Origin of the sequence: Natrinema sp. SYSU A 869, from assembly GCF_019879105.1 — an archaeon.
Classification (GTDB): domain Archaea; phylum Halobacteriota; class Halobacteria; order Halobacteriales; family Natrialbaceae; genus Natrinema.
The window spans coordinates 3357402-3377549 of the sequence record NZ_CP082249.1; the positions used below are offsets into that span (position 1 = coordinate 3357402).

Annotated in this window: 11 protein-coding genes and 3 pseudogenes; 7 read left to right on the forward strand and 7 right to left on the reverse strand. The window is 63.5% G+C overall.

Annotated features, from left to right (window positions below; all coding sequences use genetic code 11):
- Positions 1 to 47 precede the first annotated feature (47 nt).
- Complete coding sequence (locus tag K6I40_RS24875) at positions 48 to 2972, forward strand: oligosaccharyl transferase, archaeosortase A system-associated (protein ID WP_222917902.1); 2925 nt, start codon at positions 48 to 50, stop codon at positions 2970 to 2972.
- Positions 2973 to 3741: 769 nt separating this feature from the next.
- On the opposite strand, the pseudogene K6I40_RS24880 reads toward K6I40_RS24875, so the two are convergent.
- The 5 genes and pseudogenes from K6I40_RS24880 to glpA form a co-directional block, all read right to left on the reverse strand.
- Positions 3742 to 5831: pseudogene (locus K6I40_RS24880) on the reverse strand (hypothetical protein).
- Positions 5832 to 5899: 68 nt separating this feature from the next.
- A complete protein-coding gene (locus K6I40_RS24885; RefSeq protein ID WP_222917904.1) occupies positions 5900 to 7072 on the reverse strand; it encodes an AAA family ATPase in 1173 nt (390 codons plus the stop codon).
- Positions 7072 to 8404: pseudogene (locus K6I40_RS24890) on the reverse strand (anaerobic glycerol-3-phosphate dehydrogenase subunit C). The gene K6I40_RS24885 and the pseudogene K6I40_RS24890 overlap by 1 nt, the downstream one beginning before the upstream one ends.
- A 114-nt stretch (positions 8405 to 8518) precedes the next feature.
- Positions 8519 to 9834 (reverse strand): annotated as a pseudogene (glpB, locus tag K6I40_RS24895) (glycerol-3-phosphate dehydrogenase subunit GlpB).
- Complete coding sequence (gene glpA / locus K6I40_RS24900; protein WP_222917906.1) at positions 9835 to 11544, reverse strand: anaerobic glycerol-3-phosphate dehydrogenase subunit GlpA; 1710 nt, start codon at positions 11542 to 11544, stop codon at positions 9835 to 9837. It lies immediately after the preceding pseudogene.
- A gap of 304 nt (positions 11545 to 11848) precedes the next feature.
- On the opposite strand from glpA, the gene glpK reads away from it, so the two are divergent.
- From glpK to K6I40_RS24920, 4 genes are all read left to right on the forward strand, one after another.
- Positions 11849 to 13390 (forward strand): glycerol kinase GlpK, encoded by a 1542-nt coding sequence (glpK, locus tag K6I40_RS24905; protein ID WP_222917908.1) that lies wholly within the window; start codon positions 11849 to 11851, stop codon positions 13388 to 13390.
- 3 nt (positions 13391 to 13393) lie between these two features.
- On the forward strand, positions 13394 to 14467 hold the full coding sequence (locus K6I40_RS24910) for a hypothetical protein (RefSeq protein WP_222917910.1): 1074 nt from the start codon (positions 13394 to 13396) through the stop codon (positions 14465 to 14467).
- Positions 14468 to 14940: 473 nt separating this feature from the next.
- Positions 14941 to 16188 carry a cyclase family protein gene (locus tag K6I40_RS24915; protein ID WP_222917912.1) on the forward strand — a complete coding sequence of 416 codons (1248 nt, stop codon included), beginning with the start codon at positions 14941 to 14943 and terminating at the stop codon, positions 16186 to 16188.
- A 94-nt stretch (positions 16189 to 16282) separates the two neighbouring features.
- The gene (locus K6I40_RS24920) at positions 16283 to 16969 is read left to right on the forward strand and encodes an HAD-IIB family hydrolase (protein ID WP_222917914.1); all 687 of its coding nucleotides are present in this window, start codon (positions 16283 to 16285) and stop codon (positions 16967 to 16969) included.
- An 18-nt stretch (positions 16970 to 16987) separates the two neighbouring features.
- Here the strand turns inward: K6I40_RS24920 and K6I40_RS24925 are convergent, their stop codons facing one another.
- Positions 16988 to 18001, reverse strand: a complete 1014-nt coding sequence (locus K6I40_RS24925) for a hypothetical protein (RefSeq protein ID WP_222917917.1) — start codon at positions 17999 to 18001, stop codon at positions 16988 to 16990.
- An 88-nt stretch (positions 18002 to 18089) separates the two neighbouring features.
- On the reverse strand, positions 18090 to 18452 hold the full coding sequence (locus K6I40_RS24930; RefSeq protein WP_222917919.1) for a hypothetical protein: 363 nt from the start codon (positions 18450 to 18452) through the stop codon (positions 18090 to 18092).
- Positions 18453 to 18703: 251 nt separating this feature from the next.
- Here K6I40_RS24930 and K6I40_RS24935 point away from each other — a divergent pair, with 251 nt between their 5' ends.
- Complete coding sequence (locus K6I40_RS24935; protein WP_222917921.1) at positions 18704 to 19039, forward strand: hypothetical protein; 336 nt, start codon at positions 18704 to 18706, stop codon at positions 19037 to 19039.
- A 52-nt stretch (positions 19040 to 19091) separates the two neighbouring features.
- The gene (gene twy1 / locus K6I40_RS24940; RefSeq protein WP_222917924.1) at positions 19092 to 20144 is read left to right on the forward strand and encodes a 4-demethylwyosine synthase TYW1; all 1053 of its coding nucleotides are present in this window, start codon (positions 19092 to 19094) and stop codon (positions 20142 to 20144) included.
- The last annotated feature ends 4 nt before the right edge of the window (positions 20145 to 20148 follow it).

Here is a 20148-nt window from a genome sequence, read left to right on the forward strand (position 1 = left end):
CGAGTATATAACAAGACTTATTCTTGGCTTGGGTCTGGTGCAACCTAATGAGCACTGATACCGAACGTGTCGAGGACGGGACCGAAACGTCCCTCCTCGAGTCGTTCCGAGACTGGTATCACCTCCCCGTAATCGGGGTCGTGATGCTGTTTATGGTCTGGTTGCGAACCCAGTCATACGAGCGGTTCGTCACCGAGGATGGAACGCCCGCGCTGGCTGGGATTGACTCGTGGTATCATTGGCGGACGATCAACTGGACGGCCGAGAACTATCCACACACGATGCCCTACGAGGCCTGGACCGGGTTCCCGACCGGAAATTACGTCGGCCAGTTCGGGACGCTATTCGACCAGCTCATCGTCACCGCGGCGATGATCGTCGGCCTCGGTGATCCGTCCGGCGAAACGCTGTACGCGGTCTCCTTGCTCTCGATCCCGATCATGGCCGCACTCGTGGCGATTCCGGTCTTCTACGCCGGTCGGCGGCTCGGAGGAACGATCGGCGGGATCGTCTCTGTGCTGGTGCTCGCCCTCTCGCGGGGACAGTTCTTGAACCGATCGACGGTAGGCCAGCTCGACCACCACGTCGCCGAGGTCCTGTTCATGGGCCTCGCAATCCTCGCGATGATGGTCGCACTCACCGTCGCCGAACGCGAAAAGCCGATCTACGAACTCGTCGGCGATCGGAATTGGGACGCGCTTCGAACGCCCACGATCTACAGTGGGCTAGCGGGACTCGCACTCACACTGTACATCTGGATCTGGCCGTCGGCGGTCCTGCTAATCGGTATCCTTGCGGTCTTCTTTACCGTACAGCTCTCTCTCGACTACCTACGAGGGATCTCTCCGGACCACGTCGCCTTCGTGGGCGCGGTGAGTCTCGGCGTGACTGCGGTGCTCACAGCACTGCTCATCGAGCAACCGGGCAACACTGGGTCGACGAGTTTCGGCATTCTCCAGCCGCTTACCGCCTTCCTCGTGGCTGCCGGCTGTGTCTTCATGGCCTGGCTCGCTCGGCAGTGGAACAATCGAGACCTCGAGCGACAGTACTATCCCGTCGCGGTCGGTGGGCTCATCGCCACGACGTTCCTGCTGATGTGGCTCGCCGTGCCCGATCTGTTCGATACGATTATCGGTAACGCGACGCGGCGCATGGTCCCCTTCGGTGGGACGACCACTGACGTCACCATTCAGGAAGCGTCCGCGCCGGATAGTTTCCTAAATCACGTCTTCAATGAGTTCGGAACTGCGTTCTACACGATGCTCGCCGGGTTAGTCTTCCTCGCGATCCGGCCGCTCCTGGGTCGCAAGTTCCGTGCTGAACACGCGCTCGTCCTCGTCTGGTCGGTGTTCCTGATCAGTATGGCGGCGACGCAGATCCGCTTCTCGTACTACCTCCTGCTCGCGGTCGCAATCGTCAACGCCGCGTTCGTTGCGGAGCTCGTGCAGTTCTTCAGTCTGGACCTGACGGGAAGTCTCGAGTCGCTTCGGTCGATCGAGACCTATCAGGTCATCGTCGTCGCGCTCGTCGTCTTACTCCTGTTCGCTCCACTGTTGCCGCCATTGGCCACTGCGACGGCCTGGGGGCAAGCTGAACAGACCGCTCCGCAGTCGAGTTCGGTGAAGTGGGAGGGGTCCAACGAGTGGCTGCAGGAGAACACGCCCGCGGTCGGAAACTACGGTGGTGCAGACAATGCTAGTCAGCTCGATTACTACGGCACGTACAACCCTGGGGACGGCGATTACGACTATCCGGAGGGTTCGTACGGGGTCATGTCTTGGTGGGACTACGGCCACCTAATAACGACTCAGGCCGAGCGGATCCCCCACTCGAACCCGTTCCAGCAGAACGCACATTCGTCGTCGGCGTATCTGACCGCACAGTCCGAGGAGCGAGCGGAACTGATCCTCGACGGGATCGCCGCCGGCGGCTCCGTCGCCGATAAGTCCAATGAGGAACTCGAGGCAATCACTCAGGGCAACGAGACCGACGAGGAGATCCGGTACGTCATGATCGACGATCAGATGGCCGGTGGGAAGTTCGGGGCGATCACGCAGTGGTCGGGCCCCGATTACGGATCGTACATCGAAAATCAACAGTTCCAGATCGGTAACGAGACAGGAGAGGTACCGACTGTGAACGACAACTACGACAACACGACGATGTCGTCACTGTACCTCCAGGACGCTGCGGGGATGGAACAGTACCGGCTCGTTCACGAGAGCGACGACTACTCGATCGTCGGTGGAATGAGAACGAGTGGCGGTCTGGCCCCGCGGAGTTCCGTATCGCTCCGTGAGTCTGGATGGACCAATCAAACGCGAGCGATCCAGAACCAACTCGCGGCGGCTCGCAGCAACGATCAGATCTATAGCGGGCTCGGCAGGCCAGTCTGGGACGCGCACGTCGTCTCGTCGGTGAAGACGTTCGAGCGCGTCGAGGGCGCGACGATTACCGGAAGCATCGACACGAGCGGGATCGACGCCGCCAACGCGACGGTCGGGACCTCGGTCGAACTCGAGACCGACACCGGCCGAACGTTCACCTACACGCAGCGGGCGGACCTCGCTGAGGATGGCAGCTTCGAGGTGACGGTTCCGTACGCGACCAACGACGAACTCGGCGTTGACGACGGCTACACCGACAGCAGCGTCGAAGCGACCGGCAACTACACCGTCGGCGCGGCGGTGCCGGGCGACGACGGCATGACTCAGTACAACGGCGAGGCGACTGTCTCCGAGACCGCTGTCGTCGACGGCGAGACGGTCGACGTCAGTCTCGAGGAAGTTGAGAATCAAGAGCAGACCGACGGCAACGAAACGACCGGAAACGAGAGTAACGAGACCTCCGGTAATGAAAGCGACACTGACGGTGGAAACGCGGAATCGGGCGATTCCGGGTCGACGGACGGAACGGCCGACAACGAAACGGCCGCGTCGATCACCCCGGTTGCAGCCGAATCGGCCCACTGAGCCGCCGAAAACGGCCATCATCAATATTCCCGTTTGGGTCTGTGAGGCGTTTTTTGGTATTGCAACTCCCTCTCGAGCGATGAGAAGGCTTCTCGTCGCTACTGCAGAGGTCTCGATGGGATCGGTCAGTGGTATCCCCTGAGCCTCGAGAGCGACGATCGATTCGAGCGGTTACGTCGATCAACCCCATCATTCGGGCCGGGATTTCGTGTACACGAGGTGGCTGGATAGACCGCGTTTCGTTCGGCACTCGAGCGCTGACGCTCACCGTTCTTGTGACTGTGATGCTGGGGCGCTTCGGGTACCGGTCGGAGCAGTCACGACGACCTCAGAGCAACAGTAGCGGAGCGTCTGACGACTGCCATAGTCGAACCGTCGGGGTCTACGTCGTCGTATTCTTCGGCCGATACGCTGTTGACTCTGCGTACGACGGATCCGGTCAATAGCACTGGATCGTCGGTTCTGCCGCATCGCTTCGAACCTATGTTGTTTTATAATTAGTACTATGTGTAAGTATAAGATAACTTTATTGCGGTTGGTGACAACCATTGGAATGTAATGTCCGTGAAAGACAGCATGACAGATTACCTCGCACAGCACCCACGAATGATCGGCGCCCTGTTCACCATGTTCGTCCTGCTCAGTCAGGCCGGGTCGGTCGTGGCAACGAGTTCATCCCAGGTTGGCCCGTAAATACGGATCAGTACTTCGATCAGCCTTTTTGAGAAGAGACGAGGGGTCGGACGCGAAACGGTAAAAGAAAAACGGTCTACCGATACAGGTCGTCTACCATCTGCACATTGACGTCCTCGTTCCACTGTAACGTACCGTCGCTTCGAATTGGTGCCTCGCTCCAAATGAGGTACTCCTGTACGGCTTCCCAATCCACACGCGAGAACGACGTATTGCCGGGACTGAGGTGGCGATCCGCGACAGACGGGAGCGTCGATTCCGTCGATGTTCCGAGCTTGAACTCCTTGGTAGAATACGATTGAACGGCGAAGTCGAACTGGCCGTCCCCACATTGTTCGAGGTCGACCACCATCGGCGCACCGCCGTCGGACTGTGCGATATCTGCCGACCCGTCGCCAACGATGAGATACTGATCGCCCAAGGCCGAGTTCGTTCGAGCAATCTCGAGTGCGGCCCGAAGCGGAAATCCACAGTTGAGCAGTCGAGCCATCGTCTCGCCGGCCTCGATGGCCTTGTCGTTGACGACGTCGGCGTACGTACTGACGCCCCCGAACGCCCCGCGTCGAGTGAGTGCGAGACCCTGTTCGTAGGAGCGGCAGGCGTTCAGGAAGAAGACGCCTAGATCGACCGACTCGAGCGTACGGATATCGAGCTCGCCGTTGGGACAACGGATGCCGTCCTCGGTCGCGTGACCGATGTAGTGGACGAAGTCGTAACCGCCGTCGGTGAACAGCTGGGCGAGCCGGTCGGTATCGACCCCGAACTCCGAGTGAATCTCGAAGGGGAGGACCTCTCGGCTCCCGTAGGTACCGTCGAGGAGATCGTGTTCGTCGATCATCCGAGCGTCGTTACAGACGAGCAGGATCTCGATTGACTCGTTTCTGGCGTCGCGAGAGAGCTGGTTCCGGTACGCCTCAAGCGTCGCCTTCGAGGCGTGCTGGGGGATGTCGTCATCGAACCAGGCGTGTTCGACGGATTCGTCGGTCACGTTGGGGACGACAACGACGTTCGGTCGGCACCTGATGGCTGTGTCGATCCCCGGGCTCGGCTCGCAGACCGAACCAGCCCCGACGTCTCGTCAGGGCGCGGTACCGTTTCCGGTGGTCGTCCATCCGAATCGCGAACGACACCGAGTTCGTTGATTATATATGGTAACAGTTCAATGGTGTCCGGATCGGCCGGCACGTGTGCGGTCAGCGGCCAGCGCGGCATGTGGGGCTTGAGTCGCTCGTACGGGACGTCGAGATACTGCTCGAGTCGTTCCGGAAGGTCCGCCTCGTAGATCTCCGCGAGGTCGTATGGCAACTCGTCCTCAAGCACCTGCCGCTCGTGGAGTTCGTATCGGAATATGCCCTCCGTTCTCGTCAAACATTCGAGGAAGAAGAAACGCTTCAATAGCCTTGCGACCGTATTCTCGAACTCTTCACCGGTCGGCAAGGCCCGCTCGAACCGACTCGTTTCGAGCATCGGCTGGGAGCCCGGCCGAACCGTTGCGTCAAGGAAGAACGCGAGGGGCGCAGCCTGGTAGAGCAACGGATGCTCCGGCGGGACGGTGAGTGTTACGTCACTCGTCGGCTGCTCGACGACGTCCGGAATGTCGAGCCGATCTCCCAGTTCGATCAGCGGCGGGTGGCCGCGCAACGTCGGCCACGTCCGTTCGGCCGTGATCGTCTTCAGCGCAGACGGCAGTGCGGAGACGGCCTCCATCATGGATTCGACGTCAGCCGAGGTCGTAATCGTCGCAGCCGGTCGCTCATGGAGTGATCGAATCCCTAATTCGACTCGAGACTCCCGATCGAGGGAGATTCGGATCGAGGTCAGGCCGACACTGATCGTTCCCGGGGAATCGATCCGACAATAGAGTTTGATACGACCGCTCAATCCGACGAACTGGGTTCGTTCTTCGAGTTGGACCGTTTCACCGGCATCTAAGTTCGCTTCCGTCTGGCCCGTTTGTTCGTGAATCGTGACGGAGTAGAGTTGGTCCAGAACGATTTCGTCCGTCTTGATTATGCACTTCTCGTCGATAGGAAAACAGAATCCTCCGGGTTCGACCGCAGTAGGCGAGACAGTGCCCGCCGTTTCGATCTGCAATCGGCGCTGCTCGATCGAGTCGTACACCTCCAGTCCGGTCGGCTCGGTCGTTTCCTCGATCTCGATCGTCATATCTCACCCGTTAGTGTCACAACTATTCGCCCGCACGGTCAAAAAGGATTGTATCGGCCGGACCAGATCTAGGAATCAGCGTTAGCCGCCGTCACGGCCGCAAGTGCTCGAAACGCGATCGTCGGAAACCGTGGCTCGACCGTGCTCGGCTGCCGACCGCTGCCGTTGTCGGTAGCCGGTAACGGGACTCGGTCGATGACGCCGCGATCCGCGAGTTCGTACAGGAATCGCTTGACCGTCCCGGCGGTCAGCGATGACCGATCGGCGATCGCTGTCGCGATCTCGCGAATCGGCCGCTCGCCCGACTCGAGATCGACTAGCGCCAGCAGCACCCGCTGGCGGGTCTCCGAAAGTGCGAGCGCCCGGCTCACGTGAACGCCATCATCGGGCACGTCGTCCCGCGCTCGCTCGAGGTGGCCCGGTTCGATCCGATCCGCGTCGGCCTCGCTCGCGAGGACGGCCGCCCCGAACAGGGCTGCGAGCGCGTCGTGTGCGTTCCCGTCCGCCCAGCCGGCGAGTTCGCGAACGGCGTCGTGATCGAGCGCGCCGGCGGCGAGGCCCGTCGAGGCGCGGTCTGTCACGACATCGACGAGTTCGTGATCGCGGTAGGCTGGAACGGTGACGGTGGGTCCCCGATGATCGTCGGGCGCTCGCTGTCCGACGGCGACAGTGGCGATGCAGTCCTCGACCGGGGCCAACAGTTCGCGGACGCGCTCGGCACCGAGTGTCTCCGGTTCGTCGTGGTGGTCGATCGCGACGATCGCGCGACGGTCGGGGCGAGCGAGCGTGTCGGATAGCCGCTCACGCAGGTCGTCGGTGCCGACGCCGCTCTCGGGAACCTGTTCCCTCGAGAGTTCCGACAGCACGGCTCGGTAGAACGCGAACGGGCTCTCGACGTGGCGGCCGTCGACAGTGACGAACCACGTCACCGGGCCGGTGTTCCCGCCTCGCGTTGTCGTGGCGATCGTTCGGTTCGAGCCGCCGAACTCCTGATTTAGTGCGTCGAACAGCGCCGTCACGATCGCGGACGTTCCCGATCCCGCCGGCCCGACCACTGCGACCGGCGGCGGTAGCTCGCCGTCGAAGATCGGCTCGAGCGCGTCGAGCAGTTGCTCCAGAACGGGGCCGCGACCGACTGGCTCCGGCCGGTGGACAAGCGGGCTGAGCCCCTCGCGGTCGACGACGACACGCGGTCCCTGCCGTGCCGATCGGCGGCGGGCAATACGCTCCTGTAAGTCCATTACTGCGCGGCCGCCTCCGTTATCTCCCCGACGAGCGCTGCCTCAAGCACCTCGAGTGTATGGGAAATTTCGTAGCCAGTTCCGTGTTCCATCTGCATCGAGCAAGTCGGACACTCTGTGAGCCCCGTTTCCGCCTCCGAATCTTCCATGTGGTCGAACATTTCGTCCCCGATTTTCATGGAGGTTTCGTAGTTCTCCGCCTTCCAGCCATATGTACCGGAAATGCCCGAGCAGGAGTCGCCAACGTCGTGGGCATCGACGCCGTCGATGGCGGCCAGTACTTCGGTCGTCTGGCCGTCAAGTCCCTGATTCCGAGCGTGACAGGGCGCGTGGTAGGCGAAGTCGTCGAACTCGTCGCCAACCGAGGTGCCCTCGAGTTCGGCTTCGAGGTCCTCGTGAACCCGAAGGTACTCGACGGCGTCCCAGGTGTTTTCGGCGACCTCCTCGGTCCCTCGAAGTCGAACAGTTCGGGGTACTCCTGACGCAGCGACATCGAACAAGAGCTACAGGAGGCGACGACGTCCGCGCCATCCCGGATAGCCGCACCGAGTTCGCGGACGTTCGTCTCGGCCGATCGGCGCGCGTCCTCGAGCATGCCGTTTGCGAACATCGGTGTCCCCGAACAGTGCTGGTCGGGAACCATGATTTCGTAGCCGAAGTGTTCGTAGACGTGGACCAGCGCCTTCGCGACCTCGGGAGTGTTGTAGTTCGAATAGCAGCCGTGGAAGTACGCGATCCGCTTTTCGTCGCTCTGGACCTGTGCGCCACCGCGTGCTGTCCACCACTCGCGGAACGTCTCCGTCGCGAACTCAGGGAACTCCCGCTCGCCCGTGATCCCGAGCATCTTCTCGCCGAGCCACTGCGTCGCTGAGAGCCCCATCACGAAGTTCGTCGTCCGCGGAAACATCGATCCCAGGGGGCGAGCCGCCGGTAGTTAGCGAGAATCCGATTGCGGATGTACTCCCGCGAGAGTTTCTCCATCTGTTCTTCAACGAACTCCCCTCGAGCGGTGTTGTGCATCTGCGAGAGCGGCACGTCGGAGGGACAGGCGCTGTCACAGCGCATGCAATTCGAGCACTTCATCACCGAGTCGTCGATGTCCTGATCGTCTTGGCGCTTGAGTCGCCACTGCTCGGGCCCCTGAAACTTCGGTCCGGGGAACTCGTCGTCGACCTCGGCGACGGGACAGTTGGTGTCGCAGGTCGAGCACTTGTAGCAGTTATCGGCTCCCGGCCGGAGGTCCATCTCCTCGGCCTCGGGGAAGACCTGAATCGGCTCGAATTCGTCGTCGCCCGATACGCCGTCGTCGGTCGGCTGTTCTGCGTCGCTCATGGGATTACGTAGGTCGGTCCGTCGCTGTCGCTCGCGTCGGTCGTTCGTCCGTTGGTTGTTCGTCCGTCGGTCGTTCGTCGACCGATACCCTCCACAAGCGGGCCGATACGGCCGTCATCGGCTCCCCTCCGCGGCGCGCTGACCGGCGACATAGCCCGTCGCCAGCGAGACGCCGCTCCCGGACTTCTCCGCGGCGAAGTCGTAGCCGCCGAGTACCGCACCCGCCGCGTGCAGGTTCAAAAATTCGGGATCGTCGCCGGCGTCGAGCGGTCTGAGGTCTCGGTCGACCGGCAGGCCGAACCGCGCGTAGGGCTGGTCGCCGAAAACGTCGTCGACGAACCAGTCGTAGCGGTCCGTCGCGTGAGGGACGTGACAGTCGAAGATCGGTTCGAACACCCGTTCGCGATCCGACTGTACCCCCTTGCCGACCAGTCCGCCCGTCGCGAGCACATACTGTTCGGCGCGGTGGGGAACCTCGGCCCCGTTTCGGTCGACGATGACGTGATCGATCCGTTCGGACCCGTTCGCGCTCGGCCCGTCACTGTCGGTCTCGTAGTCGACCACGGGGACGCCCGTGGTCACGCGAACGCCCGCCTCCTCGAGTGCCTCGTAGAGCAGGTCCTCGAGCCGGATTCCGGGTAGGCTCGGTGGACCCATTGGGACCTCGAAGACCTCGACGCCGAGCCGGTCCGCGAGGTCGGCCCTGACCTCGTCGGCGCGGTCGTCGCCGAGTATCGCGGGGAAGCCGACGCGGGACTCGCCCTCGAGATGCGCTCGGATAGTCTCGGCAAGGGCTGTGCGAGCAGTCGTCTCACCCGCTGATGTTCCGTCTGTCGTCTCGACGGCTTCGTCGTGGTCGAGCAAGTGTGCGTACCGCGTGATCTTCGCGTCGTCCCGGACGATGCCGGGGAACCGAACCGTCACGCCACGGGCCGTGAAGGGGCACCGGCCGCCTCGAGATGAGACGCCGCCAGCGGGGCCTCGAAGTCCGGTAGCGTCTCGAAGCCGACGAGCAGGGTATCGCGGTCGTCGCTCGCCAGCCCGGCCGCGGTTGACGTCGGATACCGCGCGGTCGGCTTAACGGTGCCGCCGTGGGTCGGGACAAGCGCGTTCGCGTCCGTATGCGACCCCGCGTAAGCGTCGCCTGCGATGTCATCGAAGAACGAGAGGGCGTCGCGGACCACCTCGCTCCCGACCCGCTCGTAGGGGTGCCCCTCGGGGAGGGTCTCGAGTGCCTCGAAGGGATCCACGAGTGGCCCGTCGCCCGCCGGCGTATAGCCCAGCACGTCGATCAATCCGCTGGCGTTGCGGAGCGTACTCTGCTTATACGAGACGAGTCGCACTTGCACGTCCCGCTCTGCAGCGGCGAGCGCGGCGGTCGCCCCGGCGAGTCCGCCGCCGATGACGAGCACGTCGTCCTCGATCGCCATTCAGTCGGCCCTCCGAGAGCCGTCGACGCGATTCCGATCGCTTCGGCCGCCGTCGAAGGCCGCGAAGTCGATGTCTCCGCTCGCGCTCGCGGGATCCCGATCCCGGTTCATCGTCGTCGCATGGAGCGCGTAGTTGAGCATCGCCTGCGAGAGCTGTTCGCCCCACAGCGCGTGGCGTTCGCCCTTCCAGCGTTCCTGAAAGAGTTCGTCCAGCGCCTCGCGGACCGTCTCCTCGTCGTACGTCGGGTGAAGCTCGTTCGCCATGTTCTGACAGCAAAAGCCGCCCTGACAGTTCCCCATCGAGGCGCGTGTCCGGAGGCGAACCGCGTTCAGGTCCGAGCCAGATTGCGAGATCCCGTCCCGGATCTCCGCGCGGGTCACGCCCTCGCACTGGCAGATGACCGGGTTCGGCTCGTCCGTCTCGAGCACCTCGCTCGCCCGGCTTCCCAGTCGTTGCTTGCTCCGGCGGGCCACCGGCGAACGAAGGCCGAAGTCGTCCATTCCCGCCTCGAGCGTTTCGATGTTCTCGCTACCGGGGAGAGGTTCGTCGGCGGTTGCACAGGCAGCGTTCACGCCCAGTTTCTCGCAGACGTGATCAGAGATCTCCTCGGCCATCGCCCGGTAGGTGGTGAACTTGCCGCCGACGATGCTGGACATCCCCGACACGCCGTCTCGGTCGGCGTGATCGAGCAGGAAGAAGTCCCGCGTGATGTCCGTTGGGTCCTGTGTGCCGGTTCCCGGCGGTTCGTAGAGGGGACGGACGCCCCAGAATGAGCGGATCGTTCGGGCTTCCTCGAGGATCGGAACCAGTTCCGAGAGGGTATCGATCATCTGGTCGACCTCCCACCCCGCCTCGGGGTAGTCGTCCGGGTCGTCGACCTCCTCGTCGGTCGTCCCGAGGATGGCCGTCGTCTCGTGGGGCACGACGATATCCGCGTCGCCCTTCGGTCGGCAGCGGTTGATCACGGTGTCGACCTGCCTGACGTTCATGATCGTCATCACGCCCTTGGAGGGTCGGACTTCGATCTCGAGGTCCGCCATCGCGCCGATCTGCCCGGCCCACGCGCCGGTCGCGTTGACCACGTAGTCGGCGGTGATCTCCTCGGTGGTGCCGGGCGCGGCGTGCGTGCGCTTACCGGGACCGGACTCATGGCGCACCTCGACCCCATAGATGTCGTCGCCGTCACGCAAGAGGTCGACCACCTCGGCGTGGGTCTCGACCCGCGCGCCGTGGTTCTCTGCGTCGATCGCGTTCGCGACGCAGAGCCGGAACGGGTCGACCGCGCCATCGGGGACCTCGATCGCTCGTTTGACATCATCCGCGAGGTACGGTTCGACCTCGCGGGCTTCCGTCCCGGAGAGTACGCGGGCGGGAATCCCACACTCTCGACAGCCCTCGAGTTTCTCCCGAAAGTAGTCGTCCGAGTCTTCCGGCCGCTGGACGAACAGGCCGCCGGTCAACTCGACGCAGTGACCGGCGATCTCCCGAAGGATCTCGTTTTCCTCGATACACTCCGTCGCGCTGGCCTGGTCGGAGACGGCGTACCGCCCACCGCTGTGTAAGAGACCGTGCATCCGACCGGTCGTTCCGTCCGTGAGGTTCCCCCGCTCGACGAGTGTGACCTCGAGGCCGCGCATCGCCAGGTCGCGGGCGATGCCACAGCCAGTCGAGCCACCGCCGAGAACGAGGACCTCGGTATCCCGTGCCATTCTGTCAGTAGCCCCTACGGACACCTCCATCTTTATTTTATCGGCGATGCGACAACGGCCATAACAATTGACTGGTTTCGAAGATTGTCCGTCTCGGTCAATCGGCCGAATGGCCGACGGCGCTGTATATGATGCCGAAATTCTGCCGAAAACCGCACTTCTAGCTGCCGATGGAGAGACCACTTCACAACCCTATATGAACTATGAATTATGATTTTGAAAACATTTATAATGATCGTCGGAATGTTTACCAGTAGCACGCTTCCACTAGTAAAACAGTCTGTGGGAGTGCGGGTGACTACCTATGACAGATAATACCTATGTCGGTGCGGTAGACCAGGGGACGACCGGCACGCGCTTCATCGTGTTCGATCACGAGGGGCAAGTCGTCGCGAACGCCTACGAGAAACACGAACAGATCTATCCGGAACCCGGCTGGGTCGAGCACGATCCGATGGAAATCTGGGACAACACCAAAGACGTCATTCGACAGGCGCTCGGACAGGCAGGGATCAGCCCCAACCAGCTCGAGGCCATCGGCGTGACCAACCAGCGCGAGACCACGCTCCTGTGGGATGCCGACTCCGGCCGCCCGGTTCACAACGCCATCGTCTGGCAGGACCGGCGGACGACCGACCGCGTCGAGCAACTCGAGGACGACGAACTGGTCGAGACGATTCGCGACAAGACCGGCCTCGAAGCCGATGCCTATTTCTCGGCGACGAAAGCCGAGTGGCTGCTCGACAACGCCGATCCGATCAAACTCGAGCGCTCCCGGCCCGAGGATATCCGCGACCGCGCGGAGAAAGGCGACGTCCTCTTTGGTACCATCGACACGTGGCTGATTTACAACCTCACCGGCGAGCACATCACCGAAGTCACGAACGCCTCGCGGACGATGCTGTACAACATCCACGACCTCGAATGGGACGACGACCTCCTCGCGGAGTTCGACATCCCCGAAGAAATGCTGCCCGAGGTCCGCCCGTCTAGCGACGACGCGACCTACGGATCGACCGATCCGGAGGGCTTCCTCGAGGCCGAGGTGCCGGTCGCGGGCGCGCTCGGTGATCAACAGGCGGCGCTGTTCGGTCAGACCTGTTTCGACGCCGGTGACGCGAAGAACACCTACGGCACCGGTTCGTTCTTCCTGATGAACACCGGGAGCGAGGCCGTCGAATCCGATCACGGCCTCCTGACGACGATCGGCTTCCAGCGCTCGGGCGAGGACGTCCAATATGCGCTCGAGGGGTCGATCTTCATCACCGGCGCGGCGATCGAGTGGCTCGAGGACATGTCGCTGATCGACAATCCCGCCCAGACGGCGGAACTCGCCCGCAGCGTCGACTCGACGGACGGCGTCTACGTCGTCCCTGCGTTTACGGGACTGGGAGCACCCCACTGGGACCAGCGCGCACGCGGTACTATCGTCGGGATGACGCGGGGCACGCGGAAGGAACACGTCGTTCGGGCGACCCTCGAGTCGATCGCGTACCAGACCCGGGACGTGGCGGAGGCCATGGAGGCCGACTCGGGCATCGAGATGACGTCGTTGAAGGTCGACGGCGGCGCGGTCAAGAACAACTTCCTCTGTCAGCTCCAGTCGGACATCATCGGCTCGGGGATCGTTCGGCCCGTGGTCGACGAGACGACGGCGCTGGGCTCGGCGTACGCGGCCGGACTCGCCGTCGGTTACTGGAGCGATCCCGACGAGTTGCGGAGCAACTGGCAAGTCGACGCGGAGTTCGAACCGTCGATGAATCCCGAGACGGCCGACCGGCGGTACGACCGCTGGTCGGACGCCGTCGAACGATCTCGCGACTGGGCACGGGACGGAGAGGAGTGAGCCATGATACAGGTGCTACTGCAGGTTCCCGTCATCGGCATGGAGTTCGAAGCGTTCGCCGTCCTGCTCATCGCCGCGCTCGCCGGCGGTGCGTTCGGCGCGGCGCTCGGCGCGCTGCCCTCGTTCGTCTTCACGGGTTTCGTCGTCTTCCTCGGCGAGGGGATCGCTGTTCTCCAGCGAGAGGTCGGAGGGCTTGAGGCCGTCTCGTCGGGAGAACTCGCGACTGGCATAACCGACACGATCGGCTTCGGCGCGGTGACCGGTCCCCACATCGCCTTCGCCGGCGGCGTCGCCGCGACGGCGTACGCTGGGCGGAAGTACCCCGAGATGGAGCCCGACGACTGGGACTACCACTTCGGGAAGAACATCCTGTACGCGTTCGGGACCAAACCCGACATCCTCGCGGTCGGGGCGATCTTCGGCGCGCTCGGAATGCTCATCACCCGTGTGATGGCCGGGATCGGGTTTCCGACCGACAACATCGCGCTCTCGGTCGTCGCGACGGCGCTGCTGGCTCGAGTCGTGTTCGGCTACCCGCTCGTAGGCAGGATCAGTGGCTCGAACATTCTCGACATGTCGCCGTTCGAGCGTGAGGAGAAACGCATGGTGGCCGACGGCGGTACCGAGACCGATCGGTTGGCGACCGAGCCCTGGCTCCCCCACCAGTATGAGTGGTCCGGCGTCACTGCGATCGGAATCGTCGGCGGAATCCTCGGCGGCTTCATCTGGCTCGAGACGGGGAGTATCTTCATGGGCTATGCCATCTCCGCGATGAGCCTGCTGTTTCTCAACCTCGGCGTCGAGAAGATTCCGGTCACTCACCACATTACGCTCCTGGGCGCTGTGGGCGCAGTGATCGCGATGCCAGCCATCGGCAGCGAGCCGGCTGCCTTGCTCGTCGCCGGTGCGTTCGGTGCGATCAGCGGCCTCATCGGCGAGGTAAGTCAGCGCGTATTCTACTCGCACTCTGGGACGCACGTCGACCCGCCGGCAATGGCCATCGCGGCGTTCATGTTGATTCTGGGCGTCCTCTATCTGGCCGGTCTGTTGCCCAACGCGGGCTACCTCGGTCTCTGAACGAGCGCATCGATTCCGCGATTTCGCCCTCTCTCAGACGGCCACTATTGCGGTATTTTACACTACGAGACAATCTCAATACTCGAGTAATCGTATATAATTTGAACTCCGAATGCCTCTTTCCAGCGGTCTTGAGTACTGAATCGATAATAAACGTACGGTGGCAATTCACCTCGTGTAACTGATGAGACGATTTATTCGGCACTGTCTAGTTACTCGATTCCGACGTAGAGGAGCGTTTCAGAGCCTGTTACATCGTTACCGGTGAGATCTGAAATCGTCACTGATTATGGGAAGTTTGCTGAAGCAGCCGAACTATCGCTGCTCGTAGAACAGAGTCCCCTATATCAGATCCAAGATGGTAATTTTACAATTGATATCGTCACTTCATTACCTCCCTGTATTGCGGTTTCTCTTATCTAGACAGTGCCATTTATTCCCAAGTTTCAAGTCTAGTGGTAGCACGTGACACGATGACTGGACACGATCACGAGACTGGTCCGAGCGGTGACTCGAGCGTCGATCGACGTAACTTCATGCGAGGCTGCGGTGCGGTCGCGGCGATGGCAGCGGCCGGACTGAGCGTCGACTCCGTTGCGGCGACGGACGCCGATCTCCGGGCGGTGCTCGCGGACCTGCCGGACAACTGGGAGCGGTGGGGAGAGGACGACGAACTCGGCGCGCTCAATCTCTTGGGGAGCGAACAGGCGTACAGGGGGATGGAGGCGGCGATGCGGCGCGGCCCGAAGGGGATCGAGCGGTTCACGCTCCAGTTGCCAATGACCGGCGACACGATCAACGTTCTCACCGGTGACGCCGACGCGCCGACGACGGATACCGGCGATCCGCTGTTCCCGGGTCGGACCCCTGGGCGTCGCGACAACACGCAGGACGCGAAATCCTACGCAGAGGGCGATGTCACGCCCAATCCGGGCGGTATCAAGTACTCCGACGACCGGTTCGTCACGGAGCTGTTCCTTCACGGCGCGACCCACATGGACGCGCTGGGCCACGCCTGGTACGGCGACGAGGTCTACAACGGCCACGACGAGACCGTCACGGCCCAGACGAAGGAGTTCGATCGCGCGGTTCCCGGCTGCGTGGACGGCGAACCCGGCGAAGTGAGCGAGACGCGGGGCCACTCAGCCGCCGATATCTCCCCGCTGGCCGAGGCCGGCGTCGCGGGTCGGGGCGTCCTCCTCGACGTCGGTCGCATGCGGGGCAACGACCGCGGCTGGCTCGAGCTCGGCGCGGAAGTGACGCTCGAGGATCTCCGGGCAACGGCCGATGCCCAGGGAGTCGACCTCCGGAAGCGGGACATCATCCTGTTCCGGACCGGCGCGATCGAGCGCGTGACCGACTCCGAGGCGGAGTGGGACCCGTTGAACGAGCCCGGACTGGCCTTCAGCGAGGACCTCGTCCGCTGGGTGCACGACATGGAGATCCCGCTAATCGGCGCGGACAACGTCGCCGTTGAGAAGGTCACCCAGACCATCGACGGCGACCAGTACGTCATCCCGCTGCACGGCGCGCTCCTTCGCGATCTGGGCGTCTCGCTCAATGAGGTCATGCGCCTCGAAGACCTCGCAGCGCAGTGTGCCGACGACGGAATCTACGACTTCCTCTTCGCGTCGGCACCGCTACACGTCGAACGGGCCACGGGCGGTCCGGTCAATCCCGTCGCGCTCAAAGCAACCAAGCCCGAGAAGAAGCGGGACTGATCGACGGGGTGACCTCTCGTCGCTGTCGCGAGTCCAGCAGGACGCCGATTCACTGACCCGACCGTTTTAGGTGCCGGACTCCTCATCTGCCGGTATGACAGCCGATCCGCCGCTCGTCCTCGATATCGACGGCACGCTGACCCGCCCCGAAGGCTGGGGGATCGATCCCCGCGTCTTCGACCCGCTCCGCGAGTGGGACGCGCCCGTCGTGATCGCGACCGGGAAGGCCTTCCCCTACCCCGTCGCCCTCTGTCACTTCATCGGCATCCCCGAACTCGTCGTCGCCGAGAACGGCGGCGTTGTTTACACCGGCGACGATGTCTTCTTTACTGCCGACCGGGAGGCCGCCCGGGCCGTCACCGAGGAGTACCGGGCCGCCGGCTACGACCTTGGCTGGGGCGCAGAAGACACCGTCAACCGCTGGCGGGAGACCGAGATCGCCGTCAACCTCGAGCAACCGATCGAACCCCTTCGCGAGATCGCCGCGAAACACGGGCTCGAGGTGATCGACACTGGCTACGCCTACCACGTCAAGGACACCGATCCGAACAAGGGTGAGGGGATCACGACGATCGCCGACCACGTGGGTATCGACCTCGCGGACTGCGTGGCCGTCGGCGACTCGATCAACGACGTCTCGACCTTCGAGACCGTCGGTCGCGGGTTCGCCGTCGAAAACGCCGACGAGGCGGCGAAAGCGGCCGCCGACGAGGTGCTCGACGATGTGCACGCCGACGGGACGCTCGCCCTCCTCGAGCGAGTCCGAGGCGGCGGAACGTAACGGGACGACGACTCGTCGCTAGTCCTCGTCCGCGAGCACATCGTCGAGCCACTGCTCAGGGACGAGCCGGACCTGACTATCTGCCTGCAGCGAATCGGTCGTGAGAAACGTGATGTCGTTGCCTGAGGCGACGGCCATCCCGCCGCCCGCGACCGTGTCCCAGTGGTTCAACACGGCGTCGGGAATCGTCAGGCTCCGGTCGCCGTCGATCTCGGTGCTCGCAACGTACCGGATCCCGTCTCCGTCCTGAATCGGATCGAACTGCTGTGAGACGAAGACGGCGTCGTCGTCGCGAATCCCCCAGAATACTTCGGAGCGAAGCGACAGGATGTTCCGGTTGAACGCGCGCTGGGGAACCGGGATCTCGCTGCTGTGTTCGTCGAACGCTGCCGCACCCAGTCGCTCGTACGATTCTGGCTCGGCCGCCGAAGGCTCGCGTTCTGCCGCCTCAGACTCAGTCTCGGAACCGGCGGACTCGGCGGCCGCATCAGCGAGTCGTTCCTCGTCGGGGCCGCTCCCCGCGACGTCGGTCTGGTCGATCCCTGCTGCGTCAACATCGCTCTCGGGTTCGGGACTCGAGTCCACGTCCTCGGTGTCAACCGCGCCCTCGATGTCGATAGCGGTACCAGCGATTTCTCGGGCCTCGTCGCTGCTGGCGTGCTGGCTCCCGCCGGCGTCTCGCCGCTCGAGATCGTCGATGTCGGGGCCGGTGCTGACGACGTCGGTCTGGTCGATACCGGTTCGACCGTCAGCGCGTTCGCCCGCCGATCGGCGCTGGGCGAGGGCGATCGCGACGAGCACGCCGCCCAGAGCGAGTCGGCCGAAGCCGCGCTCGGAATTGCCCCGACGGACCGATCGGACGCCCGCGAGGAGACTTACGCCGCCACCGACGCCCACCGGGATACCCGATCCGACACCACCGCGGGCGTACTCCAGCGTCCGCGAGGCGTACTCACGGCCGATTCTCGAGCTGTTCTGCACGGTCCTGACGCCGGCATCGTCGCCGGTTTCGGAGGTCTCTGTCTGGGTCATCTGTCTGAATCAGGGACGCCGATTGAGTCTACACGGGAACGCATCACCGCCTCGCGATAGCTGAGTAAGTCCGTGTCTGTGCTGTATGTTAGCTCTCGGCGCTCGAGTCGCTCTCGCCCGCGCTGTCGGCGAACTCGTTGGTTTCCTCTTCGGCCGACGACTGGACGTCGTTCATGTCGAAGGTGGAGCCGACTACCTCCTCGTTGATCGCCCGATCGAGGGTCCCCTTCTCGGTCACCGCGCCCAGTCCCTTCTCCTCGACCGCGGACTGAATCTCGCCGGCGTCGATCGCCGAGTCGACGTTCCCGTCGCTCGTCGACGACTTCAGCGCTCGCCGGACGATCAGGTATCCGACCAGCGCCGCGCCGCCCGATGCAACCGCACCCGGCACGCCGTAGCGTTTGTAGCCGAACGTGACTGCTTTCTTGCCGATCGTGTAGGCTCCAATCATGCATGAGTGTTGGACCGGAACGGGGAAGAACGCGAGGCTTTCGTACGGAAGCGGGCGATCGGTGACGGCGAACCGGATCGAGGCCGATGCTCGGTTCGGTTCCGTCAGCGTCGCTCTCGTCACCAGTGTGCGTCTCAGAACGCGTTTGCCGTCGTTTCCGTCTACTGCCGGTCGTAACTGGGTGGGCGATCTGCCGCGAACGGTCCGCCGAATCGCTACACTGACTTACGGCCGGCAGTATATCTCGAGATATGGTTTCGCTGCAGGTGATCGCCGTCACCGTCATCGGGTTCGCGATTGTCCTCGGCTGTGCCGCCGCCGTCTACCGGGACGCGACCCGGCTCGAGGTCTCGAGACCGGCACTGTGGGCGGGGCTCGTGGTCGTCACCTGCGGCGGCGGGCTGGCCACGTATCTGGCCCCCCCGGACGTGCCGATTCCCGGGTTGCTCGTGATAGTGATCGCGGGCCCGGCGCTCTACCTCTTCGAGCGCGACGACGTGAGACACGGCGACGAGCCCGCCGATCCGCACGCGCTGCCGGACGGGCCCGGCGGCGACTCCGCGAGCGAGCGCCGAAACGAGGAGTAGTCGGCCCAGACACCACACACCTTTTGCCCGCGCCCGCCCAACGACAGGCAACATGAGCGACTCCGCGAATCCCGGGGCCGACGGAGCGAGCGCCGACGCCACCGCCGAGGCCGACGGCGGCGATGGCGACGGCGACGGTGGCGGACCGGCACAGGTCTCGAGCCCGGACTACCACAGCGAGAATCACACGGCCGCCCAGACCTGCGGTTGGACGGCCAACGCCATGCGCGGCGAGGGGAAGTGTTACAAGAACATCTTCTACGGTATCGAGTCCCACCGTTGCATCCAGATGACCCCGGTCGTCCGGTGTAACGAGCGCTGCGTCTTCTGCTGGCGCGACCACAAGGGCCACTCCTACGAGATGGACGACGTCCAGTGGGACGACCCCGAGGAAGTCGTCGACGCCTCGATCAAACTCCAGAAGAAACTGCTCTCGGGCTTCGGCGGCAACGAGGAGGTCCCCCGCGAGGTGTTCGACCAGGCGATGGAGCCCCGCCACGTCGCCATCTCTCTGGACGGCGAGCCGACGCTGTACCCTTACCTGCCCGAACTCATCGAGGCCTTCCACGACCGCGACATCACCACCTTCCTCGTCTCGAACGGCACTCGACCGGAGATGCTCCGGGATTGCGACCCGACCCAGCTCTACGTCAGCGTCGACGCCCCCGAACGCCACACCTTCGATCAGGTCGTCGGCGCGATGGAGGACGACGCCTGGGAGAAGCTCCTCGAGACGATGGAGGTTCTCGCGGACAAGGACGAGACCCGGACCGTGCTCCGGACAACGCTCGTCAAGGGCGAGAACATGCACAACCCGGACTGGTACGCCGGCTTCTATCAGCAGGCCGACCCCGACTTTATCGAGCTGAAAGCCTACATGCACGTCGGTCACTCGCGAGGTCGACTCGATCGGTCCGCGATGCCCGAGCACGAGGAAGTCATCGAGTTCGCCGAAGAGATACAGGAGTACATGCCCGGCTTCGACGAGGTCATGGGAGTGCCGGCCTCTCGGGTCGCCCTGCTCTCGAAGACCAATGACACGTGGGTGCCGAAATTACAGAAGGGAAGCGAGTTCTGGGAGCGGGATCCGGTCACCGGCGACTAACGGT

Excerpts from the sequence above, each read along its gene's own strand:
- K6I40_RS24910 (WP_222917910.1), top strand. The coding sequence starts at position 13,394 with ATGATACAGGTGCTACTGCAGGTTCCCGTCATCGGCATGGAGTTCGAA.
- K6I40_RS24935 (WP_222917921.1), top strand. The coding sequence starts at position 18,704 with ATGGTTTCGCTGCAGGTGATCGCCGTCACCGTCATCGGGTTCGCGATT.
- glpK (WP_222917908.1), top strand. The coding sequence starts at position 11,849 with ATGACAGATAATACCTATGTCGGTGCGGTAGACCAGGGGACGACCGGC.
- K6I40_RS24920 (WP_222917914.1), top strand. The coding sequence starts at position 16,283 with ATGACAGCCGATCCGCCGCTCGTCCTCGATATCGACGGCACGCTGACC.
- twy1 (WP_222917924.1), top strand. The coding sequence starts at position 19,092 with ATGAGCGACTCCGCGAATCCCGGGGCCGACGGAGCGAGCGCCGACGCC.
- K6I40_RS24885 (WP_222917904.1), bottom strand. The coding sequence starts at position 7,072 with ATGGACTTACAGGAGCGTATTGCCCGCCGCCGATCGGCACGGCAGGGA.
- glpA (WP_222917906.1), bottom strand. The coding sequence starts at position 11,544 with ATGGCACGGGATACCGAGGTCCTCGTTCTCGGCGGTGGCTCGACTGGC.
- K6I40_RS24925 (WP_222917917.1), bottom strand. The coding sequence starts at position 18,001 with ATGACCCAGACAGAGACCTCCGAAACCGGCGACGATGCCGGCGTCAGG.
- K6I40_RS24930 (WP_222917919.1), bottom strand. The coding sequence starts at position 18,452 with ATGATTGGAGCCTACACGATCGGCAAGAAAGCAGTCACGTTCGGCTAC.
- K6I40_RS24875 (WP_222917902.1), top strand. The coding sequence starts at position 48 with ATGAGCACTGATACCGAACGTGTCGAGGACGGGACCGAAACGTCCCTC.
- K6I40_RS24915 (WP_222917912.1), top strand. The coding sequence starts at position 14,941 with ATGACTGGACACGATCACGAGACTGGTCCGAGCGGTGACTCGAGCGTC.